Origin of the sequence: Kluyvera sp. NPDC087067 (genome assembly GCF_044745165.1) — a bacterium.
Classification (GTDB): Bacteria; Pseudomonadota; Gammaproteobacteria; order Enterobacterales; family Enterobacteriaceae; genus Kluyvera.
Genome location: NZ_JBIUZS010000002.1, coordinates 636,744 through 648,890, shown reverse-complemented (window position 1 = coordinate 648,890; position 12,147 = coordinate 636,744). Strand labels below are relative to the sequence as shown.

Here is a 12,147-nt window from a genome sequence, read left to right as displayed (position 1 = left end):
ACAGAGCGCTGCGGGTAGAATATCGCGGCTTAACGTCTGCTTAATTGTTTAACAATTGGCGCGCGTTATATCAGGGGTCGCTGAATTAGAGATCGGCACCCTTTCTTTCTTTTAAATTTGGAGTTCAAAATGTCTCTAAGCGTTGAAGCTAAAGCAAAAATCGTTTCTGAGTTCGGTCGTGGCGAAAACGACAGTGGTTCTACCGAAGTTCAGGTTGCACTGCTGACTGCACAGATCAACCACCTGCAGGGTCACTTCTCTGAGCACAAAAAAGATCACCACAGCCGTCGTGGTCTGCTGCGTATGGTTTCTCAGCGTCGTAAACTGCTGGACTACCTGAAACGTAAAGATGTTGCACGTTACACTGCGCTGATCGAGCGTCTGGGTCTGCGTCGCTAACTCTAGCGAGTTTCAGAAAGAGGGGCCTTTATGGCCCCTTTTTTCCACCAGACGGCAGTACGTTATGAAAGCATGTACCCGCAAAATCACTGATATGGTGTTCAGGCCATCCCATCTTGTTTAGATAAAATTAAGCTGGAATTGCCAACACAGCAGTATTTTGAAAGATAACGGGTATAATGTATTGTTGTTGTACATATTCTTCGTTGCAGAGGTTCGCGCGGCTAATGAGAGGCTTCACCCAGACCGGGTTAGGATTGTCATTAGTCGCGAGGATGCAAAGAAGATCGGTTCCATTGGCAGAGACACCAAGGGGTGCTCAGCCGCATATTAAGAAAGGATAGAATTTTGCTTAATCCGATCGTTCGTAAGTTCCAGTACGGCCAACACACCGTCACGCTGGAAACCGGCATGATGGCGCGTCAGGCGACTGCAGCCGTTATGGTTAGCATGGATGACACTGCGGTATTCGTTACCGTTGTCGGCCAGAAAAAAGCGAAACCAGGCCAGGACTTCTTCCCGCTGACCGTTAACTATCAGGAGCGTACTTACGCTGCTGGCCGTATCCCAGGCAGCTTCTTCCGTCGTGAAGGCCGTCCAAGCGAAGGCGAAACCCTGATCGCGCGTCTGATTGACCGCCCGGTTCGTCCGCTGTTCCCTGAAGGCTTTGTTAACGAAGTCCAGGTTATTGCGACCGTGGTTTCCGTTAACCCACAGATCAACCCAGATATCGTGGCAATGATCGGTGCATCTGCTGCGCTGTCCCTGTCCGGTATTCCGTTCAACGGCCCAATCGGTGCTGCACGTGTTGGTTATATTAATGACCAGTACGTACTGAACCCGACTCAGGACGAGCTGAAAGAAAGCAAACTGAACCTGGTTGTTGCCGGTACCGAAGGTGCCGTGCTGATGGTTGAATCCGAAGCAGAACTGCTGAGCGAAGACCAGATGCTGGGTGCTGTCGTGTTTGGTCACGATCAGCAGCAGGTTGTTATCAAAGAAATCAACGAGCTGGTTAAAGAAGCCGGTAAACCACGTTGGGATTGGCAGCCAGAAGCCGTCAACGAAGCGCTGAATGCGCGCGTTGCTGCGCTGGCGGAAGCTCGCCTGAGCGACGCTTACCGTATCACCGACAAACAAGAGCGTTATGCTCAGGTTGACGTGATCAAATCTGAAACCATCGCTCAGCTGACCGCAGAAGACGAAACCCTGGACGCTAACGAGCTGGGCGAAATCCTGCACGCTATCGAGAAAAACGTTGTTCGTAGCCGCGTACTGGCAGGCGAGCCGCGTATCGATGGCCGTGAAAAAGACATGATCCGTGGTCTGGACGTTCGTACTGGCGTACTGCCACGTACTCACGGCTCTGCGCTATTCACCCGTGGCGAAACTCAGGCGCTGGTTACCGCGACCCTGGGCACCACCCGTGACGCACAGAACCTCGACGAGCTGATGGGCGAGCGTACTGACAACTTCCTGTTCCACTACAACTTCCCTCCGTACTGCGTAGGTGAAACTGGCATGGTGGGTTCTCCTAAGCGTCGTGAAATTGGTCACGGTCGCCTGGCGAAACGCGGCGTGCTGGCAGTGATGCCGGATCTGGATAAATTCCCGTACACCGTACGTGTTGTGTCTGAAATCACCGAATCCAACGGTTCTTCTTCCATGGCTTCCGTGTGCGGTGCTTCTCTGGCGCTGATGGACGCAGGCGTGCCAATCAAAGCGGCCGTTGCAGGTATCGCGATGGGTCTGGTGAAAGAAGGCGACAACTACGTTGTTCTGTCTGACATCCTGGGCGACGAAGATCACCTGGGTGATATGGACTTCAAAGTAGCGGGTTCCCGCGACGGTATCTCTGCGCTGCAGATGGATATCAAAATTGAAGGCATCACCAAAGAGATCATGAAGGCCGCTCTGAACCAGGCTAAAGGTGCACGTCTGCACATCCTGGGCGTGATGGAACAGGCGATTAACGCGCCACGTGGCGACATCTCTCAGTTCGCTCCACGTATCCACACGATCAAGATCAGCCCAGACAAGATCAAAGACGTTATCGGTAAAGGCGGTTCTGTTATCCGTGCGCTGACCGAAGAAACCGGCACCACCATCGAAATCGAAGATGACGGTACCGTGAAGATCGCAGCGACCGACGGCGAAAAAGCGAAATACGCGATTCGTCGTATCGAAGAGATCACCGCAGAAATCGAAGTGGGTCGTATCTACAACGGTAAAGTGACTCGTATCGTCGACTTCGGTGCATTCGTTGCTATCGGTGGCGGTAAAGAAGGTCTGGTTCACATCTCTCAGATCGCTGACAAGCGCGTTGAGAAAGTGACCGACTATCTGCAGATGAACCAGGAAGTGCCGGTTAAAGTTCTGGAAGTTGACCGCCAGGGCCGCGTACGTCTGAGCATCAAAGAAGCAACTGAACAGTCTTCTACCGCACCGGTTGCACCGGAAGCGGAACAAGGCGAGTAAGGTTTGCCTTTTGCCCTCCGCGTTTGCGGAGGGCGCATTTCGCTGGCATGATGCCTTGTTTGCATGCGGGGAACAGGACGTTCATCCATTTGTTGTCTTCGGGAGTGGGAAATGAAGCCTTTTTTGCGCTGGTGTTTCGTGGCGACAGCACTCACGCTGGCAGGATGCAACAGCTCTGCCTGGCGTAAAAGTGAAGTCCTCGCGGTACCATTGCAACCGACTTTACAGCAGGAAGTGATCCTGGCACGCATGGAACAAATTCTTGCCAGTCGGGCTTTGACCGATGACGAACGCGCACAGCTTTTATATGAGCGCGGAGTGTTGTATGATAGTCTAGGTTTGAGAGCATTAGCGCGTAACGATTTTTCGCAAGCGCTGGCTATCAGACCCGATATGCCTGAAGTATTCAATTACTTAGGCATTTATTTAACGCAGGCAGGCAATTTTGATGCTGCCTATGAAGCGTTTGATTCTGTACTTGAGCTTGATCCAACTTACAATTATGCGCACTTGAACCGCGGCATCGCACTTTATTACGGTGGCCGTGCTAAATTAGCGCAAGATGATCTGCTAGCGTTTTATCAAGACGATCCCAATGATCCTTTCCGCAGCCTGTGGCTATATCTCGCTGAGCAGAAGCTCGATGAGAAGCAGGCCAAAGATGCGTTGAAGCAACGCTTCGACAAATCGGATAAAGAGCAATGGGGATGGAACATTGTCGAGTTCTACCTGGGCAACATTGACGAAAAAACGTTAATGGAACGCCTGAAGGCGGACGCAACGGATAACACCTCGCTCGCTGAGCATCTCAGTGAAACCAACTTCTATTTAGGTAAGTACTACCTAAGTCTGGGGGACAAGGACAGCGCTACGGCACTGTTCAAACTGGCGGTTGCCAACAACGTACACAACTACGTTGAGCACCGATACGCATTGTTGGAATTAGCGCTCTTGGGCCAGGAGCAAGATGACCTGGCAGAATCGGACCAGCAATAGCTGACGTACACATCAGCCCATAATCTCTTTTGATTGTCATCACCTTAACGGGTGAGGGCGTTGTTGTTCGTTAATACACCTACTTTGAGCCGGTTCACACTTTTAATGAAAATTACCGAAAATTTTCACGATGAGTTATGTAGACTGGCCGCCATTAATTTTGAGGCACACGTACTACATGGCTGAATTCGAAACCACTTTTGCAGATCTGGGGCTTAAAGCTCCTATCCTTGAAGCCCTTAACGATCTGGGTTACGAAAAACCATCTCCGATCCAGGCTGAGTGTATCCCACACCTGCTGGGCGGCCGCGATGTTCTGGGTATGGCCCAGACCGGTAGCGGTAAAACCGCAGCGTTCTCCTTACCGCTGCTGAACAACCTTGATCCTGAGCTGAAAGCACCACAGATTCTGGTGCTGGCACCGACCCGCGAACTGGCGGTTCAGGTTGCTGAAGCAATGACTGAATTTTCTAAACATATGCGCGGCGTAAACGTGGTAGCCCTTTACGGCGGCCAGCGTTATGACGTGCAGTTACGCGCCCTGCGTCAAGGGCCACAGATTGTCGTCGGTACTCCGGGTCGTCTGTTAGACCACCTGAAGCGCGGCACCCTGGATCTCTCTAAACTGAGCGGTCTGGTGCTGGACGAAGCTGACGAAATGCTGCGTATGGGCTTTATCGAAGACGTTGAAACCATCATGGCTCAGATCCCAGAAGGTCATCAGACCGCTCTGTTCTCTGCAACCATGCCGGAAGCAATCCGTCGTATTACCCGTCGCTTTATGAAAGATCCGCAGGAAGTGCGCATTCAGTCTAGCGTTACTACTCGCCCGGACATCAGCCAGAGCTTCTGGTCTGTTTACGGCATGCGTAAGAATGAAGCACTGGTACGTTTCCTGGAAGCGGAAGACTTTGATGCGGCGATTATCTTCGTGCGTACCAAAAACGCGACTCTGGAAGTGGCTGAAGCGCTGGAACGTAGCGGCTACAGCAGCGCTGCGCTGAACGGTGACATGAACCAGTCCCTGCGTGAGCAGACTCTGGAACGTCTGAAAGACGGTCGCCTGGACATCCTGATTGCAACTGACGTTGCAGCACGTGGTCTGGACGTTGAGCGTATTAGCCTTGTTGTGAACTACGACATTCCAATGGACTCCGAGTCTTACGTTCACCGTATCGGTCGTACCGGTCGTGCGGGTCGTGCGGGTCGTGCGCTGCTGTTCGTTGAGAACCGCGAGCGTCGTCTGCTGCGCAACATCGAACGCACCATGAAGCTGTCCATTCCAGAAGTTGAACTGCCAAACGCAGATCTGCTGGGCAAACGCCGTCTGGAAAAATTCGCCGCGAAAGTACAGCAGCAGCTGGAAAGCAGCGATCTGGATCAGTACCGTGCACTGCTGGCGCAAATTAAGCCAACCGCAGAAGGCGAAGAGCTGGACGTTGAAACGCTGGCCGCTGCGCTGCTGAAAATGGCACAGGGCGAACGTTCTCTCATCGTTCCACCTGATGCGCCAATGCGTGCTAAGCGTGAGTTCCGTGAGCGTGACGATCGTTTCGAACGTCGTGGCGACCGTAATGACCGTGGTCCTCGTGACCGTGCTGAGCGTGGCGGTGAAGATCGTCCTAAGCGCGAACGTCGTGACGTTGGCGATATGGAACTGTACCGCATTGAAGTGGGCCGTGATGATGGTGTTGAAGTTCGTCATATCGTTGGCGCGATTGCTAACGAAGGCGACATCAGCAGCCGTTACATCGGTAACATCAAGCTGTTCGGTACTCACTCTACTATCGAACTGCCAAAAGGTATGCCGGGCGAAGTTCTGCAACACTTTACTCGCACTCGCATTCTGAACAAGCCAATGAACATGCAGCTGATGGGCGATGCCCAGCCGCGTTCTGACCGTGGTGGTCGTGGTGGTGAGCGTCGTGAAGGCGGCCGTGCATTCGGCGGCGAACGTCGTGAAGGCGGTCGTGGCTTTGGCGGTGAGCGCCGTGAAGGTGGCCGTGGTGATGGTCGTCGTTTCAGCGGCGAACGTCGTGACGGTGGCAACGGTAACCGTGCGCCGCGCCGTGATGATGCTGGTTCCGCACCGCGTCGTGATGACTCTACCGGTCGTCGTCGTTTCGGCGGTGACGCATAAGCCTCGCAGCTTATTAGCGTAAAGTAATAATGACAGCCCCGATCTTTATGATTGGGGCTTTTTTTTATTTCATTTGTACTCGTGTACTGGTACAGTGCGACACATTGGAATGCAGTAGCAAAATAATACACTGGAGATAAGGCTGTATGGCGACACTAACCACCACCCAAACGTCCCCATCGCTGCTTGGCGGCGTGGTGATCATTGGCGGCACAATCATTGGTGCTGGGATGTTTTCCTTACCGGTCGTCATGTCCGGGGCGTGGTTCTTCTGGTCAATGGCGGCGCTGGTGTTTACCTGGTTCTGCATGCTGCACTCAGGGCTAATGATCCTTGAGGCCAACCTGAACTACCGAATTGGTTCAAGCTTCGACACCATCACGAAAGATCTGCTGGGCAAGGGCTGGAACGTCGTTAACGGCATCTCTATTGCTTTTGTGCTCTACATCCTGACCTACGCCTACATTTCAGCGAGCGGCTCGATTCTGCACCATACCTTTGCTGAGATGTCGCTGAATGTTCCGGCACGTGCGGCGGGCTTTGGCTTTGCACTGCTGGTGGCGTTCGTGGTGTGGTTGAGCACCAAAGCGGTAAGCCGTATGACGGCCATCGTGCTGGGCGCCAAGGTCATCACCTTCTTCCTGACCTTCGGTAGCCTGATGGGCCACGTCACGCCCACCACGCTGTTTAACGTTGCGGAGACGCATGCCAGCTATACGCCTTACCTGCTGATGACGCTGCCGTTCTGTCTGGCCTCGTTTGGCTACCACGGCAACGTGCCGAGCCTGATGAAGTACTACGGCAAAGATCCTAAGACCATCGTGAAGTGCCTGGTCTACGGCACGCTGCTGGCGCTGGTGCTCTACACGGTGTGGCTGTTGGCGACGATGGGTAACATCCCACGTCCAGAATTTATCGGCATCGCGCAAAAGGGCGGTAATATCGATGTGCTGGTACAGGCGCTGAGCGGCGTGCTCAATAGCCGTAGCCTCGATCTCCTGCTGGTGGTGTTCTCAAACTTTGCGGTAGCCAGTTCGTTTCTTGGCGTGACGCTGGGGCTGTTTGACTACCTGGCGGATCTGTTCGGCTTTGATGATTCTGCGCTGGGTCGTTTTAAAACCGCGCTGCTGACCTTCCTGCCGCCGATTATCGGTGGTCTGTTATGGCCGAACGGTTTCCTGTACGCCATTGGCTATGCGGGGCTGGCGGCAACGATTTGGGCGGCAATTGTTCCGGCGCTGCTGGCACGTAAATCCCGCAAGCGTTTTGGTAGCCCGAAATTCCGCGTCTGGGGCGGTAAGCCGATGATTGCGCTGATTCTGGTGTTCGGGGTGGGTAACGCGCTGGTGCATGTGCTGTCGAGCTTTAATCTACTGCCGGTTTATCAGTAAGGCATTCTTCCCCTCACCCTAACCCTCTCCCCAAAGGCGAGAGGGAACTGCCCCGTGCAGTTTTTAACGCCAGCACCAATCGGGTTTTCTCCCTCGCCCCTTTGGGGAGAGGGCCGGGGTGAGGGGAACAAACTGCACTATCCCAACAATTCCTGCTTCACATCCATCGCTAAATCAAACGAATGCAACCGCGCCTGATGGTCAAAAATCTGCCCATTAACCATAATCTCATCCGCCTGGGTTTCCCGCAGAATCGACTCCAGCCCGTGGCGCACCTTCGCTTTATCTCCCACCAATGACATGCCGAGCGCCTGGTCAACCCCATACTTCTCCGACGGAGACCAGAACTTGCTCATATCCTGAATCGGTGGCGGCAACTGCCCAGTTTCACCCCGGCGAAGCCTGGTAAACGCCTGCTGCATGGAGGTAAAGAGGAATTCCGCATCGCGATTGCTGTCGGCGGCGATGATGTTGATGCACACCATTGCATACGGTTTTTCCAGCCGTGCTGACGGCTTGAAGTGGGTACGATACAGATGCAACGCCTGGAACAGCATGTCCGGTGCGAAATGTGAAGCAAAGGCAAAAGGTAGGCCAAGCTGTGCTGCCAGCTGTGCGCTGTACAAACTTGAGCCTAGTAACCATACCGGGATTTTCTCGCCGTATCCCGGCACCGGGCGCACCTGTGGGTCAGGATCGCGAGCATCAAACCAGTCCACCAGTTCTGCCACATCGCGGGGGAAGTTATCAATATCGCCGCCCATATGACGACGCAGCGCGCGCATTGTTGGCTGATCGCTGCCCGGCGCGCGACCAAGTCCAAGATCGATACGTCCCGGATATAACGTATTGAGCGTGCCGAACTGCTCGGCTATCACCAGCGGTGAATGGTTCGGCAGCATCACGCCGCCGGAACCGAGATGCAGCGTCGTGGTGTTCGCCGCCAGATAGCCAATCAGTACCGATGTCGCCGCGCTGGCGATGCCGGTCATATTGTGGTGTTCAGCCAGCCAATAGCGCTGATAACCCCGCTTTTCTGCCAGTTTTGCGAGGTCGAGCGAATGAGAGAAGGCTTCTCGCGCGGAGGAACCCTGGGGGATCGGTGCGAGATCCAGCACCGAATATGCAACGGTTTTGTCAGTCATAAAGGCTCACTTTGTTACCAGCTAATCTTGTCATACTGCATTAAAGAATAGTGAATGTTGTTAACAAAGTGAGCTTTATAAGACTGGTGATAAACATAAAATGCCTGATGGCGCTACGCTTTTCAGGCCTACAAACGCATTGTAGCCCGGCCAAGCGCAGCGCCGCCGGGAATGCTTATGCCTGTAATTCCAGACCGGCCAGCCGCTTCCAGTAACCGTTACAATCACTGTTCGCCGCCAGCGGCAGCGGGGCATTGCCGTTTTCATTGGCGCGGAAAGCATCAAGCATCGCAAACGTCTCCTTGCCCATCGGCGACAGACGCACCATATCGACCAGTCCGTGCATCGAGGTCAGCTCGTTGCCCAGGTTATACACATAGCCGCTCATGGTCTGAATACCGTTAAGCACAAACACCTGCTGGTTCTCCTGCGATAACACGTTGCGCCCGGTAGGGTACTTAATGCAGCAGGTTTCACACTCATCTTTCGGCTTGTCTTCTGAACGCGCGGTAAAACAGCGGGCGGAGTAGGCCAGCGGCAAATGTCCGTAGCTTAGCACCTCCACTTCGAACTTATCGCGGATACCCAATTCTTCACATTGATTCAGCAGATTCACCAGCCAATCACGAGACAGCTCAACCGGCATACACCAGCGCGTCATGCCCTGTTTTTGCAGCAGACGCAGGGTCACCGCGTTGTAGCAGTTCAGCGCATGACCGGCGACAAACGGCAGCTTACGGTCGGCACACATATTGACCACGCCAAGATCGCTGGCTTCCACCAGAAAATCACCGTTTTCAACATAGCGCTTGAGCTCGCCCAGTTCTGATGAAGCCTGCACCAGCGCCAGCGTGGAAAGCACCACCTGCTTGCCGCTCCCGGCGAGAGATTTCGCCATATCCAGCCAATCGCCCACTTTGGTGGCGCGGCGCTTGCTGCATACCGCTTCGCCCAGATAAATGGTATCGGCGTGGCTTGCGGCGGCCTGCTGGTAAAAATCTTCCAGCGTCTCTTTTGGCCAGTAGTAAAGCACCGGCCCTAATGAATATTTCATTGCTGTTCCTACTGCCATTTACGGTGATACGCGCCGAGGGTGGTCTGGGTGCCTTCGGACATTGAGCCGAGCGTTTCCATCCATGAATCCTGAGCGACGAAATTCTGTGGGTCAGCCATACAGCGGTCAATCGCCTGACGCCAGACTTTCGCCACCTGGCTAACATAAGCAGGGCTACGCTGGCGGCCTTCAATTTTGACCGACGCGATATTAGCGGCCAGCAGTTCTGGCAAAAGCTCCAGCGTGTTGAGGCTTGTCGGTTCTTCCAGCGCATGATAGCGCTCGCCGTCGACCATATAGCGGCCTTTGCACAGCGTCGGATAACCGGCGTTTTCGCCATCCTGGTAGCGGTCAATTAATACTTCGTTAAGACGCGACTCCAGACCCTGTGGCGTTTGCTGCCAGCGCACGTAGCGCGCCGGAGAGCAGGCTCCCACGGTGTTTGGCGACTCGCCGGTCAGGTAAGAGGAAAGATAGCAGCGGCCTTCCGCCATAATGCACAGGCTACCAAAGGCGAACACTTCCAGCGGCACCGGCGTGACGCGGGCCAATTGCTTAACCTGGTGAATAGACAGCACGCGCGGCAGCACGACGCGGGCGACGTCAAAATTGCGATGATAGAAATTAATCGCTTCTTCGTTGGTCGCGGATGCCTGAACGGAGACATGGCGCTCAATATGCGGATAGCGCTCTGCGGCATACTCAAGCATGGCGATGTCGGCAAGGATCAGCGCATCGGCGCCCAGCTGTGCGGCCATATCCACGGCGCGTTGCCAGCGCACGTAGCCGTCAGGGTGCGCGAAGGTATTAATGGCGATATGCAGCTTACGGTTATGCTGATGTACGAAGCTCACCGCTTCTTGCAGCTTTTTCTCGGTGAAGTTAAGACCGGCGAAATGGCGGGCGTTGGTATCATCCTTCAGCCCGATATACACCGCATCGGCACCGTTTTCGATAGCCGCCTTCAGCGCCGGAAGGTTTCCGGCAGGGCAGAGCAACTCCATAATTCTTCCTGAGTTTGCGGCCCAGCAGGGGCGCATTATTGTTAATGAATAGGGATTTTAGTTAACCTATCGCTAATCATTTTTGATTTGAGGCAGACAAAAGCGTATTGATGACGCCAATAATCCCTCTGCCTCACGACATAATTGTTGATTTACGCCGCTATGTTGTTTAACTGATATGGCAAAATAACGGAACTATTGCATTCAGGGAGTAAAGCTTGTGTTGGATAAACTGCGTTCACGTCTGGTTCATGTAGCGCCTACTTTGATGAGCGTCCCGGTGAAATTGACGCCGTTCGCGCTGAAACGCCAGGTTCTGCAGCAGATGTTAAGCTGGCAGTTCCGCCAGGCGCTCAATGATGGCGAACTGGATTTTCTTGAGGGGCGTTGGTTGAGCATTGAGGTGCGCGATATTGGCCTGAAATGGTTTACCTCGGTGGAAAACGAGCGCTTAATTGTCAGCGACGCCGCCCAGGCGGACGTCAGCTTCAGTGCGGATGCCAGCGATTTACTGATGATTGCGGCGCGCAAACAGGACCCGGACACGCTCTTCTTCCAGCGTCGTCTGGTGATTGAAGGGGACACGGAGCTGGGGCTCTATGTCAAAAACCTGATGGATGCCATTGAGCTTGAGCAGATGCCTAAAGCGCTGCGCGTGATGCTGATGCAGTTGGCTGATTTTGTCGAAGCAGGCCTTAAATCGCCATCAGAAACTAAACATACATCGGTAGGTGAGCCATGCTGATTCGAGTCGAAATTGGAATTGATGCCCCGGGCATCGACGCGCTGTTGCGTCGTACTTTCAACGGTGATGGCGAAGCCAATCTGGTACGCGAACTGCGCGAAGACGGCCTGATTACGCTAGGTCTGGTGGCGACGGATGATGAAGGCCATGTTGTTGGCTATGTCGCCTTTAGTCCGGTGAGTATTGAAGGCGAAGAGTTGCAGTGGGTGGGGCTTGCGCCACTGGCTGTCGACGCTGAATATCGCGGCCAGGGTCTGGCGCGCCAGATGGTCTATGAAGGTCTGGATTCACTGAATGAATTCGGCTATGCCGCCGTGGTTACGCTCGGCGAACCGGCAATGTACAGCCGTTTCGGTTTTGAACGCGCCGCGCAGTACGATCTGCGCTGCCGCTGGCCGGACACCGAGGAGGCGTTTATGGTGCATCCTCTGGCAGATGACGCACTAAATGGCGTCCATGGTCTGGTGGAGTATTCCGACCACTTCAATCGCCTGTAAGGCTGTGCAGTAACGTTTCAAACGAACCATCACCGGTGACGAGGCGCTCTTTCTGGCGCTTCGTCAACTGCTTGATGCGATACTCCAGGCGGAGCGCCAGCGAGTGCTCGCCCACTTCACCAGAAAATACCAGCCGCAGTTCGCCTTTGCCGCGCAGCGCTTTTGCACCTTTCCCGCTCTGATGCTGGTGGAATCGCCGTTCAACATCAGTGGTGATACCGGTGTACAATTTGTCGTCTGCGGTTCGGACGAGATACAAAAACCAACGCACGTGTGCCAACCTGTCTGTGATGATGGA

12 protein-coding genes are annotated in these 12,147 nt (G+C 54.1%); 8 read left to right on the top strand and 4 right to left on the bottom strand.

Annotated elements, in window-relative coordinates:
- The first annotated feature begins 129 nt into the window (after nucleotides 1-129).
- The 6 genes from rpsO to mtr all read left to right on the top strand — a co-directional run bounded on the left by rpsO (nucleotide 130) and on the right by mtr (nucleotide 7,404).
- Nucleotides 130-399, top strand: coding sequence for a 30S ribosomal protein S15 (rpsO, locus tag ACIPDS_RS08365; RefSeq protein WP_062774204.1), 270 nt, complete (start codon nucleotides 130-132; stop codon nucleotides 397-399).
- Between the two features lie 348 nt (nucleotides 400-747).
- Nucleotides 748-2,877, top strand: a complete 2,130-nt coding sequence (pnp, locus tag ACIPDS_RS08360; protein ID WP_400734569.1) for a polyribonucleotide nucleotidyltransferase — start codon at nucleotides 748-750, stop codon at nucleotides 2,875-2,877.
- Nucleotides 2,878-2,988: 111 nt separating this feature from the next.
- Nucleotides 2,989-3,873 (top strand): lipoprotein NlpI, encoded by an 885-nt coding sequence (nlpI, locus tag ACIPDS_RS08355; RefSeq protein WP_166516796.1) that lies wholly within the window; start codon nucleotides 2,989-2,991, stop codon nucleotides 3,871-3,873.
- A 105-nt stretch (nucleotides 3,874-3,978) separates the two neighbouring features.
- Nucleotides 3,979-4,059: a protein YrbN gene (gene yrbN, locus ACIPDS_RS08350; RefSeq protein ID WP_085954934.1), complete on the top strand. Its 81-nt coding sequence runs from the start codon at nucleotides 3,979-3,981 to the stop codon at nucleotides 4,057-4,059.
- Nucleotides 4,052-6,013, top strand: a complete 1,962-nt coding sequence (locus ACIPDS_RS08345) for a DEAD/DEAH family ATP-dependent RNA helicase (RefSeq protein ID WP_400734566.1) — start codon at nucleotides 4,052-4,054, stop codon at nucleotides 6,011-6,013. The genes yrbN and ACIPDS_RS08345 overlap by 8 nt, the downstream gene beginning before the upstream one ends.
- Nucleotides 6,014-6,159: 146 nt before the next feature.
- Nucleotides 6,160-7,404, top strand: a complete 1,245-nt coding sequence (gene mtr / locus ACIPDS_RS08340; protein ID WP_400734564.1) for a tryptophan permease — start codon at nucleotides 6,160-6,162, stop codon at nucleotides 7,402-7,404.
- Between the two features lie 137 nt (nucleotides 7,405-7,541).
- Here the strand turns inward: mtr and ACIPDS_RS08335 are convergent, their stop codons facing one another.
- The 3 genes from ACIPDS_RS08335 to ACIPDS_RS08325 form a co-directional block, all read right to left on the bottom strand.
- Nucleotides 7,542-8,549 carry a luciferase-like monooxygenase gene (locus tag ACIPDS_RS08335; protein ID WP_400734562.1) on the bottom strand — a complete coding sequence of 336 codons (1,008 nt, stop codon included), beginning with the start codon at nucleotides 8,547-8,549 and terminating at the stop codon, nucleotides 7,542-7,544.
- Nucleotides 8,550-8,724: 175 nt separating this feature from the next.
- Entirely contained in the window at nucleotides 8,725-9,621 is an 897-nt protein-coding gene (locus ACIPDS_RS08330) for a U32 family peptidase (RefSeq protein ID WP_400734560.1), read from the bottom strand.
- Nucleotides 9,612-10,607, bottom strand: coding sequence for a peptidase U32 family protein (locus ACIPDS_RS08325; protein WP_166516801.1), 996 nt, complete (start codon nucleotides 10,605-10,607; stop codon nucleotides 9,612-9,614). Before ACIPDS_RS08325 ends, ACIPDS_RS08330 begins: the two co-directional genes overlap by 10 nt.
- Nucleotides 10,608-10,827: 220 nt before the next feature.
- Here ACIPDS_RS08325 and ACIPDS_RS08320 point away from each other — a divergent pair, with 220 nt between their 5' ends.
- Together ACIPDS_RS08320 and ACIPDS_RS08315 are read left to right on the top strand one after the other, a co-directional pair.
- Nucleotides 10,828-11,352 carry an SCP2 domain-containing protein gene (locus ACIPDS_RS08320; RefSeq protein WP_166516802.1) on the top strand — a complete coding sequence of 175 codons (525 nt, stop codon included), beginning with the start codon at nucleotides 10,828-10,830 and terminating at the stop codon, nucleotides 11,350-11,352.
- Nucleotides 11,346-11,849 (top strand): GNAT family N-acetyltransferase, encoded by a 504-nt coding sequence (locus ACIPDS_RS08315; RefSeq protein WP_166516803.1) that lies wholly within the window; start codon nucleotides 11,346-11,348, stop codon nucleotides 11,847-11,849. Before ACIPDS_RS08320 ends, ACIPDS_RS08315 begins: the two co-directional genes overlap by 7 nt.
- Here the strand turns inward: ACIPDS_RS08315 and ACIPDS_RS08310 are convergent.
- Nucleotides 11,836-12,120: a GIY-YIG nuclease family protein gene (locus ACIPDS_RS08310; RefSeq protein ID WP_166516804.1), complete on the bottom strand. Its 285-nt coding sequence runs from the start codon at nucleotides 12,118-12,120 to the stop codon at nucleotides 11,836-11,838. The genes ACIPDS_RS08315 and ACIPDS_RS08310 overlap by 14 nt on opposite strands.
- Nucleotides 12,121-12,147: the final 27 nt, after the last annotated feature.

Coding starts and splice junctions, on each gene's coding strand:
- mtr (WP_400734564.1), top strand. CDS start 6,160: ATGGCGACACTAACCACCACCCAAACGTCCCCATCGCTGCTTGGCGGC.
- ACIPDS_RS08345 (WP_400734566.1), top strand. CDS start 4,052: ATGGCTGAATTCGAAACCACTTTTGCAGATCTGGGGCTTAAAGCTCCT.
- nlpI (WP_166516796.1), top strand. CDS start 2,989: ATGAAGCCTTTTTTGCGCTGGTGTTTCGTGGCGACAGCACTCACGCTG.
- ACIPDS_RS08335 (WP_400734562.1), bottom strand. CDS start 8,549: ATGACTGACAAAACCGTTGCATATTCGGTGCTGGATCTCGCACCGATC.
- yrbN (WP_085954934.1), top strand. CDS start 3,979: ATGAAAATTACCGAAAATTTTCACGATGAGTTATGTAGACTGGCCGCC.
- ACIPDS_RS08325 (WP_166516801.1), bottom strand. CDS start 10,607: ATGGAGTTGCTCTGCCCTGCCGGAAACCTTCCGGCGCTGAAGGCGGCT.
- rpsO (WP_062774204.1), top strand. CDS start 130: ATGTCTCTAAGCGTTGAAGCTAAAGCAAAAATCGTTTCTGAGTTCGGT.
- ACIPDS_RS08315 (WP_166516803.1), top strand. CDS start 11,346: ATGCTGATTCGAGTCGAAATTGGAATTGATGCCCCGGGCATCGACGCG.
- ACIPDS_RS08330 (WP_400734560.1), bottom strand. CDS start 9,621: ATGGCAGTAGGAACAGCAATGAAATATTCATTAGGGCCGGTGCTTTAC.